Source organism: Mycobacterium liflandii, from assembly GCF_022354805.1.
Taxonomy (GTDB): domain Bacteria; phylum Actinomycetota; class Actinomycetes; order Mycobacteriales; family Mycobacteriaceae; genus Mycobacterium; species Mycobacterium marinum.
In genome coordinates, this window is record NZ_CP023138.1 from 4,270,432 (window position 1) to 4,292,788 (window position 22,357).

General features: G+C 66.0%; 17 protein-coding genes and 3 pseudogenes. 13 read left to right on the forward strand and 7 right to left on the reverse strand.

The genetic code is table 11. The annotated features are described in order from the left end of the window. Positions 1–12: 12 nt before the first annotated feature. Complete coding sequence (locus CKW46_RS19010) at positions 13–987, reverse strand: carbohydrate kinase family protein (protein ID WP_012394904.1); 975 nt, start codon at positions 985–987, stop codon at positions 13–15. A gap of 191 nt (positions 988–1,178) precedes the next feature. On the opposite strand from CKW46_RS19010, the gene CKW46_RS19015 reads away from it, so the two are divergent. Continuing rightward, positions 1,179–1,868 carry an Rv0361 family membrane protein gene (locus CKW46_RS19015; RefSeq protein WP_482052260.1) on the forward strand — a complete coding sequence of 230 codons (690 nt, stop codon included), beginning with the start codon at positions 1,179–1,181 and terminating at the stop codon, positions 1,866–1,868. 40 nt (positions 1,869–1,908) lie between these two features. On the opposite strand, the gene CKW46_RS19020 is transcribed toward CKW46_RS19015, so the two are convergent. Next, positions 1,909–2,265, reverse strand: a complete 357-nt coding sequence (locus CKW46_RS19020; protein WP_011741313.1) for an iron-sulfur cluster assembly accessory protein — start codon at positions 2,263–2,265, stop codon at positions 1,909–1,911. Between the two features lie 85 nt (positions 2,266–2,350). Continuing rightward, positions 2,351–3,427 (reverse strand): glycerate kinase family protein, encoded by a 1,077-nt coding sequence (locus tag CKW46_RS19025; protein ID WP_085981928.1) that lies wholly within the window; start codon positions 3,425–3,427, stop codon positions 2,351–2,353. A gap of 206 nt (positions 3,428–3,633) precedes the next feature. Here CKW46_RS19025 and CKW46_RS19030 point away from each other — a divergent pair, with 206 nt between their 5' ends. From CKW46_RS19030 to CKW46_RS19050, 5 genes are all read left to right on the forward strand, one after another. Beyond that, complete coding sequence (locus CKW46_RS19030) at positions 3,634–4,302, forward strand: DUF3043 domain-containing protein (RefSeq protein ID WP_482053445.1); 669 nt, start codon at positions 3,634–3,636, stop codon at positions 4,300–4,302. Between the two features lie 28 nt (positions 4,303–4,330). Next, a complete protein-coding gene (locus CKW46_RS19035) occupies positions 4,331–4,891 on the forward strand; it encodes a bifunctional adenosylcobinamide kinase/adenosylcobinamide-phosphate guanylyltransferase (protein ID WP_117436108.1) in 561 nt (186 codons plus the stop codon). Continuing rightward, complete coding sequence (gene cobT, locus CKW46_RS19040) at positions 4,888–5,964, forward strand: nicotinate-nucleotide--dimethylbenzimidazole phosphoribosyltransferase (RefSeq protein WP_012394910.1); 1,077 nt, start codon at positions 4,888–4,890, stop codon at positions 5,962–5,964. The genes CKW46_RS19035 and cobT overlap by 4 nt, the downstream gene beginning before the upstream one ends. Further along, a complete protein-coding gene (locus CKW46_RS19045; RefSeq protein ID WP_482052261.1) occupies positions 5,961–6,719 on the forward strand; it encodes an adenosylcobinamide-GDP ribazoletransferase in 759 nt (252 codons plus the stop codon). The genes cobT and CKW46_RS19045 overlap by 4 nt, the downstream gene beginning before the upstream one ends. 189 nt (positions 6,720–6,908) lie before the next feature. Next, on the forward strand, positions 6,909–8,405 hold the full coding sequence (locus CKW46_RS19050; RefSeq protein WP_482052262.1) for an MFS transporter: 1,497 nt from the start codon (positions 6,909–6,911) through the stop codon (positions 8,403–8,405). Here the strand turns inward: CKW46_RS19050 and CKW46_RS19055 are convergent. Together CKW46_RS19055 and gcvT are read right to left on the reverse strand one after the other, a co-directional pair. Beyond that, complete coding sequence (locus CKW46_RS19055; protein ID WP_482052263.1) at positions 8,397–9,503, reverse strand: branched-chain amino acid aminotransferase; 1,107 nt, start codon at positions 9,501–9,503, stop codon at positions 8,397–8,399. The two genes, CKW46_RS19050 and CKW46_RS19055, sit on opposite strands and share 9 nt — an antisense overlap. Positions 9,504–9,557: 54 nt before the next feature. Next, positions 9,558–10,661 carry a glycine cleavage system aminomethyltransferase GcvT gene (gene gcvT, locus CKW46_RS19060; RefSeq protein WP_015356180.1) on the reverse strand — a complete coding sequence of 368 codons (1,104 nt, stop codon included), beginning with the start codon at positions 10,659–10,661 and terminating at the stop codon, positions 9,558–9,560. A gap of 44 nt (positions 10,662–10,705) precedes the next feature. On the opposite strand from gcvT, the pseudogene CKW46_RS19065 reads away from it, so the two are divergent. The 3 genes and pseudogenes from CKW46_RS19065 (at position 10,706) to CKW46_RS19075 (ending at position 13,880) form a co-directional block, all read left to right on the forward strand. After that, positions 10,706–11,851 (forward strand): annotated as a pseudogene (locus tag CKW46_RS19065) (adenylate/guanylate cyclase domain-containing protein). An 11-nt stretch (positions 11,852–11,862) separates the two neighbouring features. Next, the gene (locus CKW46_RS19070; RefSeq protein WP_482052264.1) at positions 11,863–13,422 is read left to right on the forward strand and encodes a leucyl aminopeptidase; all 1,560 of its coding nucleotides are present in this window, start codon (positions 11,863–11,865) and stop codon (positions 13,420–13,422) included. A gap of 114 nt (positions 13,423–13,536) precedes the next feature. Further along, a pseudogene (locus tag CKW46_RS19075) lies at positions 13,537–13,880 on the forward strand (aminopeptidase). Positions 13,881–13,884: 4 nt separating this feature from the next. Here the strand turns inward: CKW46_RS19075 and CKW46_RS19080 are convergent. Continuing rightward, positions 13,885–15,669 carry an SDR family oxidoreductase gene (locus CKW46_RS19080; protein ID WP_482052265.1) on the reverse strand — a complete coding sequence of 595 codons (1,785 nt, stop codon included), beginning with the start codon at positions 15,667–15,669 and terminating at the stop codon, positions 13,885–13,887. Positions 15,670–15,897: 228 nt separating this feature from the next. Here CKW46_RS19080 and sucB point away from each other — a divergent pair, with 228 nt between their 5' ends. Both sucB and CKW46_RS19090 read left to right on the forward strand, forming a co-directional pair. Further along, on the forward strand, positions 15,898–17,646 hold the full coding sequence (sucB, locus tag CKW46_RS19085) for a 2-oxoglutarate dehydrogenase, E2 component, dihydrolipoamide succinyltransferase (protein ID WP_482052266.1): 1,749 nt from the start codon (positions 15,898–15,900) through the stop codon (positions 17,644–17,646). 4 nt (positions 17,647–17,650) lie between these two features. Further along, positions 17,651–18,562 (forward strand): TIGR01777 family oxidoreductase, encoded by a 912-nt coding sequence (locus tag CKW46_RS19090; protein ID WP_117436117.1) that lies wholly within the window; start codon positions 17,651–17,653, stop codon positions 18,560–18,562. 146 nt (positions 18,563–18,708) lie between these two features. On the opposite strand, the gene CKW46_RS19095 is transcribed toward CKW46_RS19090, so the two are convergent. Beyond that, complete coding sequence (locus CKW46_RS19095; protein WP_499018085.1) at positions 18,709–19,278, reverse strand: ABC transporter permease; 570 nt, start codon at positions 19,276–19,278, stop codon at positions 18,709–18,711. A 185-nt stretch (positions 19,279–19,463) separates the two neighbouring features. Here CKW46_RS19095 and CKW46_RS19100 point away from each other — a divergent pair. Continuing rightward, positions 19,464–20,667 (forward strand): annotated as a pseudogene (locus CKW46_RS19100) (ISAs1-like element IS2404/ISMul1 family transposase). A 17-nt stretch (positions 20,668–20,684) separates the two neighbouring features. Further along, on the forward strand, positions 20,685–22,259 hold the full coding sequence (locus tag CKW46_RS19105) for a fatty acyl-AMP ligase (protein WP_240275105.1): 1,575 nt from the start codon (positions 20,685–20,687) through the stop codon (positions 22,257–22,259). The last annotated feature ends 98 nt before the right edge of the window (positions 22,260–22,357 follow it).

Genomic DNA, 22,357 nt, shown 5'->3' on the forward strand with positions numbered 1-22,357 from the left:
CTCCTCGCGGCGCTAAGCCAGGACAGCAGTGATCTCGTTGGCGGCGTCGTCACCGTAGGCCTCGGCCAGCCGGGCGGTCGCGACCTGGCGGTCCCACTGCCATTCCTGGGTGCCGGTGGATTCCAGCACCAGAACGGCCACCAGCGAACCCAACTGCGCGGCGCGCTCCAGGTTCAAACCCGCGCTGCGGCCGGTCAAGAAGCCCGCGCGGAACGCGTCACCGACGCCGGTGGGGTCGGTCTGGCTGGTTTCGGGGACGACGCCAACGTGAATGCTGGTGCCGTCGGGCTCCACCAGATCCACGCCCTTGGGGCCCAGTGTCGTCACTCGCAAGCCGATCTGGGCCATCACGTCGGCCTCGGACCAGCCGGTCTTGGACAACAGCAGGTCCCACTCGTAGTCGTTGGTGAACAAATAGGTGGCACCGTTGATGAGCCGTTTGATCTCATCGCCCGACAGCCGTGCCAGCTGCTGCGAGGGGTCGGCGGCGAATGCCAGTCCTAGCTGGCGGCATTCCTCGGTGTGCAAGAACATCGCCTCGGGGTCGTTGGCGCCAACAATCACCAGCTCCGGGGTACCGACGGCCGATACCACGTCGGCGAGCTTGATGTTGCGCGCCTCAGACATGGCGCCCGGGTAGAACGACGCGATCTGCGCCATGTCGACATCGGTGGTGCAGGTAAATCGGGCCGTGTGCGCGGTCTGCGAGATCAGCACATGGTCGCAGTTGACGCCGTGGGCTTTGAGCCAATCGCGATAATCGGCGAAGTCGGCGCCTGCGGCGCCGACCAGCGCCACGTCACCTCCGAGCACACCGATGGCAAAAGCCATATTTCCGGCCACCCCGCCGCGGTGCACGACAAGGTCGTCGACGAGGAAGCTGAGTGACACCTTGTGCAGATGCTCGGGCAGCAGCTGTTCGGAAAAATGGCCTGGGAACCGCATCAGATGGTCGGTCGCAATCGAACCGGTTACCGCAATCGTCACAAAATCTCCGTCCTATTCACGCGAGGTCGTCTAGCCTCTCACAATTATCGGCGTCGGGACCCGCCCCGTCGCGTCGAAAGCCGTCGGCAAGTATTGCGCTAGCCTGCCTAGGGAGCTCATCGGCTTTGCCGGAATCCCGCGCTGGCGGCAGCCCCGCCTGTCGTCCCGTCCACCACCGTAGGAGAACCACGATGGCCGGTCCGCACCCGTCGAACCCCGCCGTCAGCACGGAGGGACCGATGCCATACCCGGAGAACGGGCCCAACGAGCCCCTTGAGTACCCCCATGACCTGGGCGGCGCCGAACCGGCATTCGGTGTTCCGCCAGCCGATGGCCCGCCGCGACTGCCGGTTAGCTACCCAGGCCTGCCCCCGGCGCCGGGCGGATACCGGAATCGACGTCCCAAACGGCTGCTGATCGGCACGTTGCTGGCGCTGGCGCTGGTGGGTGCGCTCACCGCGACGATTGTCTACGGGGTTCGCACCAACGGGAGCAACAGCAGCGGCACGTTGTCCGAAGGCGCAGCCAAGACCGCGATTCAGGGCTACCTGAACGCCCTCGAACACCGCGACGTTGATGTCATCGTCCGTAACGCCTTGTGCGGGATCTACAACGGGGTCAAGGACAAGCGCTCCGATCAGGCGCTGGCCAAACTCAGCAGTGACGCCTTTCGCAAGCAGTTCTCCCAGGCCGACGTGACGTCGATCGACAAGATCGTCTATTGGTCGCAGTATCAGGCACAGGTGCTGTTCACGATGCAGGTGACGCCGGCCACCGGTGGCCCGCCCAAGGGCCAGGTACAAGGCATCGCACAGCTGCTCTTTCAGCGTGGCCAGATCATGGTGTGCTCGTACGTGCTGCGCACTGCCGGGCAGTACTGACCGGGCCGCAGCGGCGGCCCGGTCAGCTGCGACTAGCTGCTCAGTTAAAGGAATCCCCGCAGGCGCAGGACCCGGTGGCGTTGGGGTTGTCGATGGTGAAGCCCTGCTTCTCGATGGTGTCCACGAAGTCGATCAACGCACCTTCGACGTAGGGCGCGCTCATCCGGTCCACCGTCAAGGTCACGCCACCGAACTCCGCGGTCAGGTCGCCGTCGAGGGCCCGATCATCGAAGAAAAGGTTGTAGCGCAAGCCCGCGCACCCGCCCGGCTGCACCGCGATCCGCAGCGACAGGTCGTCACGTCCCTCCTGGTCGAGCAGGGATTTTGCCTTGGCGGCGGCAGCCTCGGTCAGGATTACGCCGTGGGTCTTTGCGTCCGACTCGTTCTGCACGGTCATTGCTTCTCCTACATGCTTCGTCGTTGGGTGGGCCCGCCCGGCTGAAATCCAACCGGGGTCTGCCACAGGGGGAAGCCCAGTCCTATTAACGGTACCCCGCAGGTCCCCGATTCCCGAGTCGTGCGGCAACCTCAGATGACAAACCCATCAGCTGGTTCGCCGCGTCAGCCAGTGCCAGGCGTACCGAACCCGCATAGTCGGCGATGGACAACGCGGACATGATCCCGGCCAGGCGGATCGTGGATTTGTCCAGGTCCACCTGTCCCGCCAGCACGATCACCGGAATGCCCAGCGGCCGCGCCGCGGCAGCAATCTCACCGACCACCTTTCCGTGCAGCGATTGTTCGTCAAACCGCCCCTCCCCGGTGACGATGAGCTCGGCGTCGGCGAGGTCGTCGGCAAGATGCGTGAGCTCAGCGATGATCGCGGCTCCGGACTCGCATCGACCCCGCAGTGCAAGTAGCCCCGCCCCGATTCCTCCGGCGGCCCCGGCCCCTGGCTCGGCACTGACCGCGCGTCCGGCCGCCGCGTCCAGCTCAACCGCCCATGCCGCCAGGCGCCCCTCCAGCACGCTGATGGTGGCCGCGTCAGCACCCTTCTGCGGCGAGAACACCCTTGCCGAACCCCACGGGCCCAACAGCGGGTACTCGGCGTCAGAGGCGGCAATCAGCTCTATTCCGACCAGCCGATCACGGGCCGCATCCAGGCCGCCGAGCTCGGTAATCATGCCGTGGCCACCGTCGGTGCACGCGCTGCCGCCCAACCCCACCACGATGCGCCGCGCTCCCGCGGCCAGCGCCGCATCAATGAGCTGGCCCACTCCGCGGCTGTGGGCCGCCAACGCGGTTTCGGGCGACGGCGGACCACCCAGCAACGAGAGACCACAGGCTTGGGCGCATTCCAGGTAGGCGGTCGCCGAAGATCGCTCAAACACCCACTCCGCACTGACCGCGGTGTCCAGTGGCCCGGACACCTGCAGCTTCCGGACGCCACCCAGCCGGCTGCGCAGCACATCGATGAACCCCGGACCACCGTCGGATTGTGGGGCCACGATAAAGGAGTCATTGGGTCGTGAGCGGGTCCAGCCGGTGGCAATGACCGCCGCGGCTTCAACAGCCGACAGGCTTTCGCCATAGCAGTCCGGGGCCACCAGGACCCGCATCGCGGGCAGCTGGATCCGGCCGGGCCCGAGGCCATCGGCGGCAGCATCCGAGGCGAGGGAGCCGTTCATCACAAGCAAGAGTAGGGCCAACCGCTACACCGGCGCTGGGTAACACCGGCACAATTCCGGGGACTGGGCTCTCGCGAAGTAACCTGTCGGTTGTGAAGCTGCTGGGCCGCAAGAAAGACCATGACGAAGGCGCCGACATTTCGGCCGCATCCGACCACGCCGACGAGTCGGCGGCGAACTCCGGGGATACCTCATCATCGGCAACTTCTCGCGGACCGAAGACGACCGGCCCCAAGGGCCGGCCCACACCGAAACGCAACGACGCCACGCGATCCAAGAAGGGCCCGGTCGTTCCGGCGCCTATGACCAGCGCAGAGGCGCGGGCCCGGCGTAAGAAGCTGGCCCGGCCCAAACTCAGTCGCGAGGAGCGCAAGGCGGAAAAGGCGGCCGGCCGGGCCCGGATGGCCGAACGCCGGGAGCGCATGATGGCCGGCGACGAGGCATACCTGTTGCCCCGCGATCAAGGGCCGGTACGCCGGTACGTCCGCGATGTGGTGGATGCCCGGCGCAACCTGCTCGGTCTGTTCATGCCGTCTGCGCTGGCGCTGCTCTTCGCCATGTTCGCCGTCCCGCAGCTGCAGCTTTACATGTCGCCGGCAATGCTGGTGCTGATGGCGCTGATGCCGCTGATGACCATTGACGGCATCATTTTGGCCCGCAAAGTCAGCAACCTGGTCGACGTCAAGTTCCCGAACAACACCGAAGGCCGTTGGAAGCTGGGCCTGTACGCGGCCGGCCGCGCGTCTCAAATGCGCAGGATGCGGGCGCCCCGGCCCAAGGTCGAGCGCGGCGCCAGTGTCGATTAGTACTCACCGGAAAGCTGTTTGACCACTCATGCGCACACTGGTTCTCGGTGGGATCAGGTCGGGCAAGTCCCGCTGGGCAGAGGAGACCATTGCGGACTCGCTTACGCCCGAACAGCCGGTCCGTTATCTGGCCTCCGGACCGGCCACCGACTCCGACTCAGCCGCATCGCAGGACTGGGATCAGCGCGTCGCCAGGCACCGCGATCGCCGGCCCGGACACTGGTCAACGGTCGAAACTGACGACATCACGACCCAATTGCGGCAAGTGCCGGACACGCCCACTCTCGTCGACGATCTCGGTACGTGGTTGACCAGCGCCATGGACAGCCACCGCGCCTGGGAGGGCGGCTCCCCACCGGCCGCCCTGCAAGACACCATCGACGACATGCTGGCCGCCGTCGGCGAATTCGGATCGACGCTGGTCCTGGTCAGCCCGGAAGTGGGGCTGACCGTGGTGCCGGCGACCGCATCCGGGCGCCGGTTCACCGACGAGTTGGGCACCCTCAACCAGCGAATGGCGGCACTGTGTGACCGCGTGGTGCTGGTGGTGGCCGGCCAAGCCGTCCCGATCAAACCGTCGCGCGCATGATCGGGTTCGCACCAATCTCAGCACCCGACGCCCTCGCCGAGGCGGCAGCGCGGGCTCGCCAGGACGCGCTGACCAAGCCGCGGGGTGCGCTGGGGCGGCTCGAGGACCTGTCTGCGTGGGTCGCCTCGTGCCAGGGCCAGTGCCCGCCGCGGCAGTTCCAGCGCGCCCGCGTGGTGGTATTCGCCGGTGACCACGGTGTCACCCGGTCCGGGGTGTCGGCCTATCCCCCGGATGTCACCGCCCAGATGGTCGCCAATATCGACGGTGGCGGAGCCGCCATCAACGCGCTTGCCGACGTCGCGGGCGCCACGGTACGGGTGGTGGATCTGGCTGTCGACGCGGAAGCGCTCTCGGAGCAGATCGGCGCCCACAAGGTGCGGCGCGGCAGTGGTGATATCGCCACCGAGGACGCATTGACCGACGACCAGACCGCCGCCGCGATCGCGGCCGGTCAGCAGATCGCCGATGCCGAGGTCGACGCTGGCGCCGACCTGCTGATCGCCGGTGACATGGGAATCGGTAACACCACCCCGGCCGCGGTCCTGGTGGCGGCGCTGACCAACACCGAGCCGGTTGCCGTGGTCGGCTTCGGAACCGGAGTCGACGATGCGACCTGGTCACGCAAGACCGCGGCGGTACGCGATGCGCTGTTTCGGTCCGCGCGAGTGTTGCCTGACCCCGTCGCGTTGCTGCGCTGCTGCGGCGGCGCGGACCTGGCCGCCATGGCGGGCTTCTGCGCGCAGGCCGCGGTCCGGCGTACCCCGCTGCTGCTCGACGGCATGGCAGTCACCGCGGCAGCGCTGGTCGCCGAACGCCTGGCCCCCGGCGCCCGGCAATGGTGGCAAGCCGGCCACCGCTCCACCGAACCCGGCCATCAGCTGGCACTGACGGCGCTGGCGCTGGACCCAGTGGTGGATCTGCGAATGCGGTTGGGCGAAGGCACCGGCGCCACCGTTGCCCTACCGGTGCTGCGCGCCGCCGTGGCAGCGCTGTCATCGATGGCGACCTTCGCCGAAGCCGGGGTGTCCACGGCGTGCGACGACGCCGGCGCCACCGAGCCACCTGAATCGTGATTCGTTCGCTGGCAACAGCTCTCTCCTTTGGCACGGTCATACCCGTCCCTGCCTCGGTCGCCGCACCGATGGGGCGCGGGGCGATGACGGCACTGCCGGTTGTCGGCGTCGTGCTGGGCGGACTTGCCGCCGGCGTCACGTGGTCCGCATCGCTGGTGTTCGGCCCGGTCAGCCCGCTGCCCGGACTGCTCGCGGTGGCGGTGCTACTGCTGGCCACCCGCGGTCTGCACATCGACGCCGTCGCCGACACGGCTGACGGGCTCGGCTGCTACCGGCCACCACAACGGGCCTTGGCCGTCATGCGCGACGGTTCGACCGGACCGTTCGGGGTGGCCGCGGTCGTGTTGGTCATTGCCGTGCAGGGGTCGGCGTTTTCGACACTGAGCGCGGCAGGCAGCCGCGGAATCGCGGGCATCGCCGTGGCGGTCTTTGCCGGCCGGGTCACCGCGGTACTGGGCTGCCGGCGGTCGGTACCGGCGGCCGCGGGCAGTAGCTTGGGCTCTCGGGTCGCCGGCACCCAGCCCATATCGGTGCTGGTGGCGTGGCTTGCTGTGCTGCTGTTCGCTTCGCTGGCCGCGGCTCCGCGGCCATGGCAGGGCCCTGCCGCGGTGGTGGCCGCGGTCTGCGCCGGCACCCTGCTGATCAGGCATTGTGTCCGACGGTTCGGCGGCATCACCGGCGACGTGCTGGGTTGCGCGATTGAGCTAGCCACCACGGTGACTGCCGTGGTGTTGGCGGCTCTGGTACGTTTGTAGAAGCTGAAAACGCTAGATTGGTGCCAAGTTGGGTTGGTCAGATTCCGACCAACCAGCATTTTTTGAGCCGGTCCGCAGGACTAATGGAGATTCCTCCGATCGGTGGACACGGGATTGCACCGGCAATATCTGATTAATGTCCGATTAGTGGACCCTATTTTGGATCACGCGGACGTAAAGTCTCTTGACATGACCGCATCACGGCTGGTCGGCTCGAACCCCAGAACCCCGTTCGGACGACTGGTAACCCAGGGTAGCTTCTACTCGGCGGGGATGCAGATGGGCAGCGGCGCCGTGGTTCTGCCGGTCATTTGTGCGCATCAGGGACTTACTTGGGTGGCCGGGCTGTTATTTCCGGCATTCAGCATCGGCGCGATTCTGGGCAACTCGGTCTCCCCGTTGATTTTGCAGCGCTTCGGCCAGTACCGGCACTTGCTGATGGCCGCGATATCGGCGAGTGCCGCAACCCTGATCCTGGCCAACGCCGCAGTTCCCTGGACCGGCGCGCTGGTCGCCGCGGTTTTCTTCGTGACCGCGACCGCCAGCGGTGTCGTCGCCGGGGTTTCCGGTGTCGCCTACACCGACATGATCTCCAACAAGTTGTCCGTGTTGCGCCGCGGCGAGCTACTGCGCACCCAAGGGGCCTTCGGATCGCTGTTGGCCACCGGCGTCACGTTGGTGATTGTGCCGAGACTGGCCCACGGTGACGAGATGGCGCGCTACCACGATCTGCTCTGGCTGGGTGCCGCGAGCATGATTGTCGCCGGCGTTGCGGCGCTGTTCGTCGGTCCGATGCGGTCAGCGTCCAGCGCACCCACCGTCCGGTTGCCGCTGCGCGATATCTACCGTCAGGGCTTCGAGATCGCCCGCCGCGAGCCATGGTTCCGTCGGTATGCGACCACCTATCTGTTGTTCGCTCCCATCAGCCTGGGTACCACGTTCTTCAGCCTGCGCGCCGCCCAGTCGAGCGGCAGCCTGCACGTCCTGGTGATCCTTTCGAGCATCGCGTTGGTTATCGGTTCGCTGCTGTGGCGAGCGGTGAACCGCCGGTTCGGCGTGCGCGGCATGCTGTTGGGTAGCTCACTGTTCAGCATCGCCGCCGCGTTGGTGTGCATCGTCGCCGAGCTGTGCGGCCAGTGGACCCAGATGTGGGCATACGGCACGGCGTTCCTCCTGGCGACCGTCGCCGCCCAAACCGTGGTCGCGGCCTCCATTTCGTGGATCAGCATGTTTGCTCCCGAACAACACCGCGCGACGCTGATCTGCTTTGGAGCGACCTTGGCCGCGGTGGTGTCCACGCTGCTGGGAGCCGTACTGGGTGAACTCGCGCAGCGGCACGCAACCATCGGCCCAGTCCTCGTCTCGCTGACCTTGGCCATCATCGCCGCCGTCGCCAGCCTGCGCGCCCCGGGACTAAGCCAAACGATCGAAGCGCAGAGTCAGCTCGTCGAGAAGGCCCCGATGCGCCGGCTGAGTCGGGCCAGGCGGGGTGCACACCGCCTGGTCACCGGCACCGCTCCGGGGCTGGGTCTGGCACTGACCCGCCACACGGCGGCAGACCGCCGCGGCCGGTACCCAAGCCTGCACCCGGCACATCGCCGGCCCGCGCCATCCCCGATCCGGCCGGGCTGCCACGCCAGCGCGCACCGGCCCGAGCCCGGCAACCTCGCAACAGTTCTAACTTAGCCGCGACATCCAGCCGTGGGTGTCGGCAAAAGTACCCCGCTGGATCCCGGTCAACGTGTCACGCAACGCCATCGTCACCTCGCCAGGTTGACCGTCGGCGATGGTGAACTCGCCGTCGCCGTACTTCACCCGCGAGACCGGGGTGATCACGGCTGCGGTACCGCACGCGAAAACCTCGGTGATCTCGCCTGCCGCCGCCTTCTTCTGCCACTCGGCGATGTCGATCTTGCGCTCCTCCACCGCGAATCCGGCGTCAAGCGCCAACTGCAGCAACGAATCCCGGGTGATGCCGGGCAGCAGCGAGCCGGATAGCTCTGGGGTTACCAGTCTGGCCGACCCCCCCTTGCCGAGCACGAAGAAGATGTTCATCCCACCCATCTCCTCGACGTAGCGCCGTTCCACGGAATCCAGCCACACCACCTGGTCGCAACCGTTCTCGGTGGCTTCGGCCTGAGCCAGCAGCGACGCGGCGTAGTTGCCGCCGAACTTGGCGGCGCCGGTTCCTCCGGGGCAAGCACGCACGTAGTCGGTCGACACCCAGACACTGACCGGATTGATACCGCCCTTGAAGTACGCGCCGGCCGGCGAGGCGATCAACAGGTACCGGTACTGCTTGGCCGGGCGCACCCCGAGTCCCGGCTCGGTGGCGATGATGAATGGCCGCAGGTAGAGCGCCTCCTCGCCACCGGCCGGCGGCACCCAGACGTTATCGACGGCGATGAGTTGGGTCAGCGATTCGATGAACAGCTCTTCGGGCAGCTCGGGAATCGCCATCCGCCGGGCCGAGGAGCGCAAGCGCGCCGCATTGGCCCAGGCCCGAAACGACACAATCGAGCCGTCCGCCCAGCGATAGGCCTTGAGACCTTCGAAAACTTCCTGCGCGTAGTGCAACACGACCGCCGACGGGTCCAACTCGATCGGGCCGTAGCCGATGACCCGCGGATTGTGCCAGCCCACACCCTCGTCGAAATCGATCGACACCATGTGGTCGGTGTGATAGCGGCCGAAGCCGGGGTCAGCCAGAATTGATACGCGCTCAGCCTCGGTGGCCGGAGTTGTCGCGCGCGTCACGGTGAACTGTTGGGACCCCCTGGTCATGGCCACGATTGTATATCGCTGTGCCAACTGGTTTTTGCCACGTGATTGGGCGCCCTACCGCGTCTTGGCCTCGACGAAGGGCGGACGCACCACTTCGCACTCGACGGCACGGCCTCGCACGTCGACGGTGATTTGCTGGCCGTCTTCCACACCCGCGTCGGTGTCAATCAGCGCAAGCGCGATACCGATCTGCAAGGTTGGCGAGAATGTCCCCGATGTGGTGACCCCGACCGGGGTGGAGCCGTTGAGCACCGTCAGGCCCGGACGCAACACACCGCGGCCGACCATACGCAACCCCCGGAGCAAGCGGCGCGGGCCGGCCGCTTTCTCCGCCAACAACGCTTCCCGGCCAAAGAACGCGTCCTTCTTCCAGCCGATCGCCCACCCACATCGGGCCTGCAACGGCGAAATGTCGAGCGACAGTTCATGCCCGTGCAGGGGGTAGCCCATTTCGGTGCGCAGCGTGTCGCGCGCGCCCAGGCCGGCCGGCTCGCCGCCCACTTCGGAAACGGCGGCCGCCAGGGCGTCGAAGACCACGCCGGCGGACTCCCACGGCGGTAGCAGCTCATAGCCGTGCTCGCCGGTGTACCCGGTGCGGCAGACCCGAACCGATACCCCGTTGTACGACGAGTCGGCATAGCCCATGTAATCCATCTCAGTGGGCAGGCCGAGCGCGGCCAGCACCTCGGTCGAACGCGGCCCCTGCACCGCCAGCACCGCGTAGGAGCGATGCAGGTCGGTGATGGTCAAACCGCTCGGCGCCGCCGCCTGCAAGGCTGCGACCACCGCGGCGGTGTTGGCGGCGTTGGGCACCAGGAAGATTTCGTCGTCGGCAACGTAGTAGGCGATCAAGTCGTCAATCACGCCACCGGATTCGTTGCAGCACAAGGTGTATTGCGCCTTGCCCGGCCCGATGCGGCGTAGATCGTTGGTAAGCGCGGAGTTGACGAACTCCGCCGCACCCGGCCCGCGAACCAGTGCCTTACCGAGGTGGCTGACGTCGAACAAGCCGGCGGCGTTGCGGGTGGCATTGTGCTCGCTGACCGTCCCGGCGTAGGACACCGGCATCAGCCAGCCGCCGAATTCGGCGAAGCTTGCGCCCAGCGCGCGGTGGCGGTCTTCCAACGGTCCCTGCATCAACTCTGGCGCGTCACTCACGGCGTCTCACCCTAATCGGTCCGGCTGCTGGCACACTTGGGCAGGTGTCCGGTTCTCCCGACCCCCTCGACTTCGAGGCGCTCGAAGCTGCCGGAATCGCTAACCCCCGGGAGCGGGCCGATCTGATCAAGTACCTCGATGACCTTGGCTTCACCCTCGAGGAAATGGCCGAGGCCGAACGGCGGGGACGGCTATTCGGCCTCGCCGGCGATGTCCTGCAATGGCCAGGCCCCCCGATCTACACCCTGACGGCCGCCGGCGAGCAACTCGGGCTATCTGCCGACGACATCGCTCACATCTGGGCCCTGCTAGGTCTCACCGTCGCCGGTCCCGACGTACCCACCCTGAGCCAGGCCGACGTCGATGCGCTGGCAACCTGGCTCGCCGTGAAATCGGTGGTGGGTGAGGACGGCGCGTTCGGGCTGTTGCGGGTGCTCGGCGCGGCCATGGCCCGGCTGGCCTAGGCCGAATCGACGATGATCCGCGCGGGGACACCGGACATCCAAATGACGTACACCAATGACGAACTGGCCACGGCGCAGGCCTACCGCGCGGTCGCCGAGTTTGTCCCCCGCATCGGCACCCTGATCGACATCGTGCACCGCCATCACCTGACCAGCGCCCGGACTCACTTCGAAGGCGTCACTCGTGATGCATCGGCCAGCGTGGTGTGCGGCATCGGTTTTGCCGATCTGTCGAGCTTCACGGTATTGACCCAAACGCTGACGCCGACGGAGCTACAGGGCCTGCTCAACGAGTTTGGCGCGGCCGTAGCCGACGTGGTGCACGCCGACGGGGGCCGGGTGGTGAAGTTCATCGGTGACGCGGTGATGTGGGTTAGTTCGACACCACAACGGCTCGCGCAGGCGGCGGTCGACCTGGTCCACCACCCCAGAGCACGCGAAGAAGGATTGCAGGTGCGGGCCGGACTTGCCTACGGCACCGCACTGGCCATCAACGGGGACTACTTCGGCACGCCGGTCAACTTGGCCGCGCGTCTGGTGGCGGCCGCGGCGCCGGGACAAGTCCTCGCCGATGCGGCGTTGCATGACCAACTGCCGGATTGGCCCACGATCCCCCAGGGCCCATTGACGCTCAAGCGATTTGACGACCCGGTGAATGCATTCGAACTGCAAGGCAACGCCGATCGACCAGACGGTGGGCAAGCAGGCCCGCGCTGCGGTGACTAGGGTAATTGCCCGTGACCGCCGAATCGGGTGACCAAATCCCCACCGTCCATGTCGCCACCTCGTTGCCGAAGCGTGGTGTGAGTTCATCCGTGCTGATCGTGCCGGTCGTCTCGACCGGCGACGATGAGCAGTCCGGCGAGCGGCCAGGCGCCGTCGTCGCCTCCGCGGAGCCATTCCTGAGCGCGGATACGATCGCCGAGATCGAGGCGGGCCTGCGGGCCCTGGACGCTACCGGCGCCAGTGACCAGGTGCACCGGCTCGTGGTGTCGTCGCTTCCGGTGAGCAGCGTGCTGACGGTGGGCCTGGGCAAACCCCGCTATGAGTGGACACCGGACGCGGTGCGTCGTGCCGCCGGCGCTGCCGCGCGTGCGCTCGGCACTGCGAAGGCAGTGGTGACCACGTTGGCGGACTTGCCCGGCGACGGTGTCTGCGCCGCGGCCGTCGAGGGTCTGATCCTGGGCAGCTATCGGTTCAGCGCCTTCCGTAGCGCCAAGACGGCACCCAAAGATGCCGGGCTGCACAAGATCACCGTGCTGACGACGGCCAAAGACGCCCGGAAGCACTGCGCGCACGGTGCAGCCGTGGCAACCGCCGTCGCCACCGCCCGCGACCTGGTGAACACGCCGCCCAGCCACCTCTATCCCGCCGAGTTGGCGCGACGGGCCAAAGTTCTGGGCGAGTCGGTCGGACTCGAAGTCCAAGTGCTCGACGAGAAGGCACTGCAAAAAGCCGGATACGGCGGGCTGGTCGGTGTCGGTCAGGGCTCGTCCCGCCCGCCGCGGCTGGTGCGGTTGACCCACCGGGGATCGCGGCTGGCCAAGAACCCCAGACGGGCCAAGAAGGTCGCCCTGGTCGGCAAGGGAGTGACCTTTGATACCGGCGGGATCTCGATCAAGCCGGCCGCGTCGATGCATTACATGACCTCGGACATGGGTGGCGCGGCCGCGGTGATCGCGACCGTCGCGCTGGCGGCCCAGCTGGAGTTGCCGATCGACGTGATCGCCACGGTGCCGATCGCCGAAAACATGCCTTCGGCCACGGCACAGCGGCCCGGCGACGTGCTGACGCAGTACGGCGGAACCACGGTCGAGGTGCTCAACACCGACGCGGAGGGCCGGCTGATCCTGGCCGATGCCATCGTTCGGGCGTGTGAGGACAACCCGGACTATCTGATCGAGACCTCGACGTTGACCGGAGCCCAGACCGTGGCCTTGGGTGCGCGTATCCCCGGAGTCATGGGCAGCGACGAGTTCCGCGACCGGGTCGCGGCGATCTCCCAACAGGTGGGTGAGAACGGTTGGCCCATGCCGCTGCCGGACGAACTCAAGGACGACCTGAAATCCACGGTGGCCGACCTGGCCAATGTCAGTGGGCAGCGCTTTGCCGGCATGTTGGTCGCTGGGGTGTTCTTGCGGGAGTTCGTCGCCGATGCGGTGGACTGGGCACATATCGATGTGGCCGGCCCGGCGTACAACACCGGTAGCGCCTGGGGCTACACGCCCAAGGGAGCCACCGGCGTGCCGACCCGCACCATGTTCGCGGTGCTCGAGGACATCGCGGCTAACGGCTGAACCCGCAGCGCGAAGATCGCGAAACTCCTGCCACCGCAAATACCGCCGGTTTAGCCAAGGAGCACAGCGGTTAGTCCGGTCACCGACGGCGATACTGCGGCCCATGGCCGGACTGTGACTGTGCGACGGTTGATCATCGCCGTAGCCGCCGTGCTCTTGGTGGCTGGCGCGATTGGGCTGTTGGTGCCGGTGACGGCATCCAAGGGCGACGGCGGCTCCGTGTCTTGCGGCAGCGGCCTGGCGGCTGACCTGTCCGCAGCGGGGACGCAAACAACAGCAATGGCGCCAACATACCGATCCCCAACCAGGTCATCCCGCACACCGACGTCGTCGCGCAATGTCAGTCGGCGGTGTCCAGCAGGGGCATGTGGGCGATACCGCTGGCGGTCATCGGGGCCGGCGGAATAGCCGGCGCGGTGCTCGCGCGGCGGTCCGAAGGTGCAGCGGCGAGCGTCTGACGCGTCAGATGACCCGCATGCGTGCGGTGCTTCGCAGCGCCGGGGGCAGCACTCGGGAGATGCCGTAGAGCGCGTAGGCCTCCGGAGCTACCGGCCGGATCGGCTTGTTCTTCTTGACGGCGGACACAATCGCTTTGGCGACCTTGTCCGGCCCATAGCTGCGTAGCGCAAACATCTTGTCGATCTGTCCACGCCGGCCGTCCAGTTGGTCGCCGCCTTTGCCGGGCGGCGCGTCGAAGCGGGTGGTGTTGACGATATTGGTGTTGATGACGCCGGGACAGATGGTGGTCAGGCCGACATCGGCCGCATCGAGTTCGGCACGCAGACAGTCCGAGAACATGAACGTCGCCGCCTTTGAGGTGCAGTAGGCGCTCAATGACTGCAGCGGGGCGTATGCGGCCATCGACGACACATTGACGATGTGGCCTCCGGTACCGCGCTCAACCAGACGCTGACCAAAGGCTCGGCAGCCGTTGACCACACCACCCAGGTTGACGTCGAGCACCCGGTCGAACTGCTCTGCGGGAGTGTCCAAGAACCTCCCCGCCTGGCCGACGCCGGCGTTGTTGACGACGATGTCGGGCAGCCCGTGCGTGGCGCTGACCTGATCCGCGAACGCCTCGACCGCCTCGGTGTCGGATACATCGAGCACATAGGGGTGGGCAACACCACCGCGCGCGGCGATTTCGGCGGCGGTGTCCTTCACGGTGGCCTCGTCGATGTCGCTGAGCACAACTTCGGCGCCCTCGCGCGCGAACGCGAGGGCGGTTTCCCGGCCAATTCCGCTGCCCGCCCCGGTGACCGCCACCAGGGTGTCACCGAAGTACTTGCGGGGACGGCCAACCTGGGCCCGCAGCAGAGCGCGGCTCGGCGGCTTGCCGTCAACCAGGTCGGCGAAGTCGTGCACCGCTGCCGCCATCACCTGCGGATGCGACATCGGCGAAAAATGACCTGCTTTGATGTCGCGGCGCCACAACCGCGGCACCCAGCGCGCGGTTTCGTCGTACCCGTAGGGCCGCACGTAGGGGTCCTTGGTGTTGACGATGAGTTGCACCGGCACGTCGATGACCGGCACGCCGCGTGTGCGCGACTGCCGAGAAAAGGCCCGAAAGTAGTTAGCCGGATAGGTCTTCACCGAGTTGGCGGCATCGCTGGCCAAGTTGTCGGAATGGTGAATCTGGTCGAGGGGAAGGTTGTCGACCATGTTGCGCCGAACCGAGGCACGCGACAGCGTCGCCCGCAACACCAGCGGGGCCAACACCGGCACCGAGAACAGCGCCATGTAGCTCAACCGCAGCGCCTGGGTGAGTGCGCGAGCAAAGGTTTTTGGCCGCCACGGCTGGCGCAGACCGCCGAATATGTAGTTGACCAGCTGGTCCTGGCTCGGGCCGGACACCGACGTGAACGACGCGACCCGATCGGCCGCGCCGGAGCGGGTCAAGTAGTCCCAAATCGCCACCGAACCCCAGTCGTGACCCAGTACGTGTACCGGCTGGCCGGGGCTGAGCGCTTCGATGACGGCGGCGAAGTCGTCGGCCAAACACGCTGTGGTGTAGGCAGAAACGGCCTTGGGGGCCGACGACAGGCCGACACCGCGATTGTCATAGCGCAGAATCCGGAACCGTTCGGCCAAACGCGGAACGACCCCGTCCCACAACACGTGAGAGTCGGGAAAACCGTGCACGAGCACCACCGTCGGGCCGTCGGGGTTGCCCTCTTCATAGACATCGATCCGCACGCCACCAGCGCTGTCGACGAACTGCTGGGGTGCTTGTTTTGTTGCCGGCATCGGACCTCCGCCCACCTGCGACTTGTTATGCCAATCAGTCGCCACACCGTAGCAAGCGCCATACACAAGCCCCGCGGGCCAAGCGCCACGCCCTGGGTGCGAGCCGACCAAGCGACAGTGACAGGATAGGTTTCGAGATCAACTTGGGTTCCGTACCTGGTGCACGACTGTGTGGTAAGCCAGAGGTCGGCCTATGCCTACCGACGACCGATCTAGGAGTCAAAAACGATGGCCTTCTCAGTCCAGATGCCGGCACTCGGTGAGAGCGTCACCGAGGGAACCGTCACCCGGTGGCTCAAGCAGGAGGGCGACACCGTCGAGATCGACGAGCCACTCGTTGAGGTTTCTACCGACAAGGTCGACACCGAAATTCCCTCGCCGGCCGCCGGCGTGCTGACCAAGATCGTCGCCAAGGAGGACGACACGGTCGAGGTCGGCGGTGAGCTCGCCATCATCGGCGATGCGGCCGAGAGTGGCGGCGGCGATGCGCCGTCCCAACCGGAGCTCGAGGCCGAGCCCGCCGCGGCGGCTCAGCCCGAACCGGAGGCCGAGCCCGAGCCGCAACCCGAAGCCAAACCCCAATCCGGAGGCTCGTCGGCTGCTGGTGGCGACGCGACCCCGGTGCTAATGCCCGAACTGGGCGAGTCGGTGGCGGAGGGCACCGTAACTCGCTGGCTGAAGAAGGTCGGGGATTCGGTTCAGGTCGATGAAGCGCTGGTGGAGGTGTCTACCGACAAGGTGGACACCGAGATCCCGTCACCGGTGGCCGGCGTCCTGCTCAGCATCACCGCCGAGGAGGACGACGTCGTCCAGGTCGGCGGAGAGTTGGCACGGATCGGCTCCGGATCTGCGGCCGCCGCACCGCCCGAGTCCAAGCCGGCCCCCGCCCCCGAGGCGGCCCCCGAAACCAAGGCCGCTCCTGAGCCCAAGGCCGCGCCCGAGCCCAAGGCGGCTCCCGAGCCCAAGCCTGCGCCCGCGGCAACGCCGCAGCCCGCGGCCGCCCCGGCACCAAGTGCGGGCGACGGCACCCCCTACGTGACTCCCCTGGTCCGAAAACTGGCCGAGGAGAACAACATCGACCTCGACTCGGTGACCGGCACCGGTGTCGGCGGTCGCATCCGCAAGCAAGACGTATTTGCCGCTGCCGAGAAGAAGAAAGAGCGACCAGAGGCCAAGCCAGCGGCTGCTCAGGCTTCGGCTCCCGCCTCGCCTTCGAAGGCGGCAGCCCCGGCTGCGGCCGCGGCGCTGGCACACCTGCGGGGCACCAAGCAGAAGGCCAGCCGGATTCGGCAGATCACCGCGATCAAGACCCGCGAATCCCTGCAGGCAACCGCGCAGCTCACTCAGACCCATGAGGTCGACATGACCAGGATCGTGGCGCTGCGGGCCCGGGCCAAGGGGTCCTTTGCCGAGCGGGAGGGTGTGAACCTGACCTTCTTGCCGTTCATCGCCCGTGCCGTGATCGACGCCCTCAAGATCCACCCGAACATCAACGCCAGCTACAACGAGGAAACCAAGGAGATCACCTACTACGACGCCGAGCACCTCGGGTTCGCCGTCGACACCGACCAGGGCCTGCTCTCCCCCGTGATCCACAACGCCGGCGATCTGTCGTTGGCCGGGCTGGCACGGGCGATCGCCGACATCGCCGCCCGCGCTCGATCGGGCAACCTCAAGCCCGACGAGTTGTCCGGTGGCACCTTTACCATCACCAACATCGGCAGCCAGGGCGCCTTGTTCGATACCCCGATTCTAGTGCCGCCGCAGGCCGCCATGTTGGGTACCGGGGCGATCGTGAAACGACCGCGAGTGGTCGTCGACGACACCGGCAACGAATCGATCGGCGTCCGCTCCGTGTGCTACCACCCGCTGACCTACGATCACCGCCTGGTCGATGGTGCTGATGCGGGACGTTTCCTCACCACCATCAAGCACCGCCTCGAAGAGGGAGCTTTCGAGGCCGACCTGGGGCTCTGAGAGCGTGGGCAAAGCCGTTGTCGCCATAGCGGGTTCGTCTGGATTGATCGGCTCGGCGTTGGCAGCGGCACTACGCGCGGCCGATCACCGCGTGCTTCGGATCGTGCGCCGAACTCCGGCCAATTCCGAAGAGCTGCACTGGAACCCCGAAAGCGGCGAGTTCGATCCCGACGCACTCACCGATGTCGACGTCGTCATCAACCTGTGTGGCGTCGGCATCGGCCGCCGCCGCTGGTCAGGCGCCTTCAAACAGAGCCTGCGCGATAGCCGGATCACACCCACCGAAGTGCTCTCCAGCGCCGTCGCCGACGCCGGCGTGCCCACCTTGATCAACGCCAGCGCGGTGGGCTACTACGGGGACACCCGCGACCGGGTGGTCGACGAAAACGACCCAGCCGGAATGGGATTTCTCGCCCAGCTGTGCGTGGACTGGGAAGCCGCCACGCTACCCGCCCAATACGCCGGCACCCGGGTCGTATTGGCGCGCACCGGCCTGGTGCTGGCCCCGGCGGGAGGCACCCTACGCCCGTTGCGCCCGGCGTTCTCAGTGGGACTCGGCGCCCGGCTGGGCAGCGGCCGCCAGTACATGGCATGGATCAGCCTCGAAGACGAGGTGCGCGCGCTGCTGTTCGCCATCTCCAACCCGACGTTGTCAGGCCCGGTCAACATGGCTGGGCCCGCGCCGGTAACCAATGCCGAATTCACCACCGCCTTCGGACGCGCGTTAAACCGCCCAACCCCGTTGATGCTGCCCGGTTTCGCGGCGCGCGCCGCCCTCGGCGAGTTCGCCGACGAAGGCCTGCTGATAGGCCAACGCGCCATCCCCACCGCACTCGAGCAAGCCGGTTTCCGGTTTCACCACAACACAATTGGTGAAGCGTTGAGCTACGCCACAGCACGCCGCGACCAGATCTAGCACAACTCCGGACACCGCGAGCATGCTCGGCGGAACCCGCCACCAGGGCGGGCCAGGCGCCAAGTCGCCCCACCGACTACTGCGCAAACGGACCGATCGGCCCCTGCGCGTCATGCCGAAGACACACAACCAGCTCAACAGCAGGGCTAAAGGGAAGCGCGGCGGATATAGGCGCGAATGGCGATAGGAGCCAATAGTGCGGTCAGAACTATCAAATAGATCAGCGTGGACAATGCCGGATGATGCAGTGGCAATTGCGCGCTTGGCGGCGCCATTGGCTCATCGATGGTGAGCTTGCGCAATGCCAGCGCCAAGGATGAGAGCGGATTCCATTCGGCAATCACGCGCAGCGCGTGCGGCATAGGCTGTGTTGGCACAAAGCAGTTCGATATGGAAATAATTGGCAGCGTTATCAAGAACACCGCAGCACCAACTACCTCCACAGTCCTGACCATCAAGCCAACCACCATGCCCAGCCACATAAACCCGACACCGAAAACTAGTACCAGCACGAAAGCCAGCACAGCATCGGCCAGGCTGCCGTGCATCCGCCACCCAATGAGCATGCCACTAATACCGATCAGAATGTATACGATCGCCGCGTAGAGCAGCGAGACCAGGCCGCGCGCGATCAACGGCGCGGAATTAGATATTGGAAGCGAACGGAATCTGATAAAGACGTCATTTTCGACATCCGCAGAGATCGCCGCCCCCACAAGTATTATTGTCGCTACTATCGCCTGCGCCTGGATACCCGGCAGGGCTCCGGCGTTGTTGATTAGCAGGCTTGTGAGCTGGGTTGATGATCTTTGGTGCCGCGCTATTGGGGCCGGAGTGTAGGCACGGGCTATCTGGAGAACGATCGAGTTGGTTACTGTTCGTCGTTGGTCTGGAGTTGCCCGTGCCTACCGTTTCAGTATTGCCTGTGTCGTCGGTTCCAGAGGTGTTCGACCGCTGGAGTCCTGGTGAGCGTAGCGAGCTCATCGGATCGGAGTTTCTCGATGTGTTGGCCTCGGTGCCAGACCCGAGGGACCCACGCGGTCGGAGGTATTCGCTGATGGCTTTGTTGGCGATCGCGGTTCTGGCCACTGCCGCGGGGATGCGCGGCTATGCTGGTTTTGCCACATGGGCGGCCACCGCTCCCGATGATGTGTTGGCCTAATTAGGGGTCCGGTTCCGGCGGCCCAGTGAGAAGACCTTCCGCGCTGTTTTGTCTCGGCTAGACCCCGCCGACCTCAACGCCAGGATGGGCAGTTACTTCACTGCACACGTGGCCAGCAGCGACCCCAGTGGATTGGTGCCGATCGCGTTGGACGGCAAGATGCTGCGTGGTGCCTTTACGCGCCAAAGCGACAGCCACGCATCTCGTGTCGGTGTTCGCCCACCGTGCCCGATTGGTGCTCGGTCAACTCGCTGTCGCCGAGAAAAGCAATGAAATTCCCTGCGTACGTGCCCTGCTCACGCTGCTGCCGGGTAGCTTGCGGTGGCTGGTCACCGTGGATGCGATGCATACCCAGGTCGTCACCGCGAAGTTGATCTGCGCCACCTTGAAGTCGCACTACCTGATGATCGTCAAGTCCAACCAAGCCAAAATACTTGCGCGTATCACCGCGCTGCCCTGGGCCGAGGTGCCCGCAGCCGCTACCGACGACTCCCGCGGCCACGGCCGTGTCGAGACCCGCACCCTGCAAATCATCACCGCTGCACGAGGAATCGGCTTCCCCTACGCAAAACAAATCATCCGGATCACTCGTGAACGCTTGATCACCGCCACCGACCAGCGCAGCGTGGAGGTGGTCTATACCATCTGCAGCCTGCCGTTCGAGCACGCCCACCCTACCGCGATCATGACCTGGATGCGTCAACACTGGGGAATCGAGAACAGCCTGCACTGGATACGCGACGTCACCTTCGACGAAGACCGTCAAAGGGCACATACCGGAAACGGCGCACAGGTCCTAGCAACGCTACGCAACACCGCGATCAATCTGCACCGCCTCAACGGCGCCGACAACATCGCCGAAGCCTGCCGGATCACCGCTTTGACCGCCAACCGCCGCCTAGACCTCCTCAATCCACAATTCCCCAGCTCACAAGCCTGCTAATCAACAACGCCGGAGCCCTGGCTCTTTATGTCGGTTCGGTCGATGCTCCCCGAGAGATAACTTGGCGTGCGGTTGAGGAACAGGCCCATGGCATGTCAAACAGTTTGGCAGCCAGGGGGATTGGTCGTGGCGACACGGTCGCGGTGCTGGCGGCGGAGGCCTGCGATGTGGCGCCGCTGGCTCAGGCACTGTGGCTTCGTGGTGCCGCACTGACAATGCTGCAGCAGCCGACTCCGCGGAGTGATCTCGCGGTGTGGATCGCCGATACCGTACGTGCATGCCGGATGCTAGGTGCCGCGCTGGTGGTCGTGGGTGATCCGTTTGAGATGGCCGCGGATGCTCTGGCCGCGGAGGGACTCCTTGTCTGCGCTGTGGGCTCCTTGCGTGGCACGGGTCCAGCCGCTGTTGTGGATACCAACGACAACGACATCGCGATGCGCCAACTCACCTCGGGATCGACCGGGATCCCGAAGGCGGTGGAAATCAGCCACGGCAATCTTGTCGCGAACATCGACGCGTCATGTCAGGCAGTCGGTATCACCGTCGATACGGTGATGGCCAGCTGGCTACCGCTGTGTCACGACATGGGGATGGTCGGGTTCATCTGCATACCGATGAAAACGGGAAACACGGTGGTGGTGATCCGAACTGACGAGTTCCTGCGCAGACCCATCGTCTGGGCCGAGATGCTGAGCAAGTTCCGGGCCAATGTCACCGCCGGGCCCAACTTCGCGTATTCGGTGTTGGCGCGCGTGCTCGAACGGGCCGACCCAGAATCGATCAATCTGTCGGCCCTTCGCGTGGCGGTCAACGGAGCTGAGCCGATCGATCACCGTGATCTGGAGAACTTGGCGACCGTGGGGGCGCGGTTCGGTATGGGTTCGGGCGTGCCAACGCCATTCTATGGGCTAGCAGAAGCCGCGCTAACGGTTTCGGCTGGTGCATTCGGCGCGCCGGCCGTCGTGGATTACGTTTCCCGGCAGCGTCTTTCGGAAGATCATTTCGCAGAACCTGTCGCCGCAGATGCCCAGGGCGCGCAACCTGTGGTTTGCGTTGGGCTGCCCATTCCCGACATGCAAATCCGCATCACCAGAGATGGGCAGCTGCAAGACGCCAGAAAGGTAGGCGTCATCGAACTCTGCAGTCCCTCGATCGGTAAGCGCTACGTCACCGTGGACGGCACCATACCGTTGGTCGACGACGCGGGCTGGTTTGATACGGGAGATCTCGGCTATCTCGATGAGCTGGGACGGCTTTATGTCTGCGGTCGTGCCAAGGACATGATTGTGCTGGCTGGCCGAAATCTCTATCCCCACGACATCGAACGTGCCGCCGCAAGTGTCGAGGGCGTACGCAAAGGATGCGTAGCGGCCCTGCGGCTGGACACCGATCGCGAAGGTTTCGCGGTACTGGCCGAAGTCTACGATCGGTTCGACGAATCTGAGCTGACCCAACTGCGACGAGCGATCGCAGCGCGCGTCAGCAGTCACGTCGGTCATGCGCCGCGTGAGGTGCGGTTGCTGGCTCCGGGTAGCTTGCCGAAGACGACGTCGGGCAAGCTGCGTCGGGAAGGCGCGCGCGCACTGATGTAACGGCAGCTGTCGCGGCTGGTGCCGCCAGGTGTATGCGCACAACGGCGCGTGGGCATCACGTCCGGATGCGTCGGTAGTGAGGGGCGGCCGGTGGCTCG

Excerpts from the sequence above, each read along its gene's own strand:
- CKW46_RS19015 (WP_482052260.1), top strand. The coding sequence starts at position 1,179 with ATGGCCGGTCCGCACCCGTCGAACCCCGCCGTCAGCACGGAGGGACCG.
- CKW46_RS19020 (WP_011741313.1), bottom strand. The coding sequence starts at position 2,265 with ATGACCGTGCAGAACGAGTCGGACGCAAAGACCCACGGCGTAATCCTG.
- CKW46_RS19025 (WP_085981928.1), bottom strand. The coding sequence starts at position 3,427 with ATGCGGGTCCTGGTGGCCCCGGACTGCTATGGCGAAAGCCTGTCGGCT.
- CKW46_RS19035 (WP_117436108.1), top strand. The coding sequence starts at position 4,331 with ATGCGCACACTGGTTCTCGGTGGGATCAGGTCGGGCAAGTCCCGCTGG.
- cobT (WP_012394910.1), top strand. The coding sequence starts at position 4,888 with ATGATCGGGTTCGCACCAATCTCAGCACCCGACGCCCTCGCCGAGGCG.
- CKW46_RS19050 (WP_482052262.1), top strand. The coding sequence starts at position 6,909 with ATGACCGCATCACGGCTGGTCGGCTCGAACCCCAGAACCCCGTTCGGA.
- CKW46_RS19055 (WP_482052263.1), bottom strand. The coding sequence starts at position 9,503 with ATGACCAGGGGGTCCCAACAGTTCACCGTGACGCGCGCGACAACTCCG.
- CKW46_RS19080 (WP_482052265.1), bottom strand. The coding sequence starts at position 15,669 with ATGCCGGCAACAAAACAAGCACCCCAGCAGTTCGTCGACAGCGCTGGT.
- sucB (WP_482052266.1), top strand. The coding sequence starts at position 15,898 with ATGGCCTTCTCAGTCCAGATGCCGGCACTCGGTGAGAGCGTCACCGAG.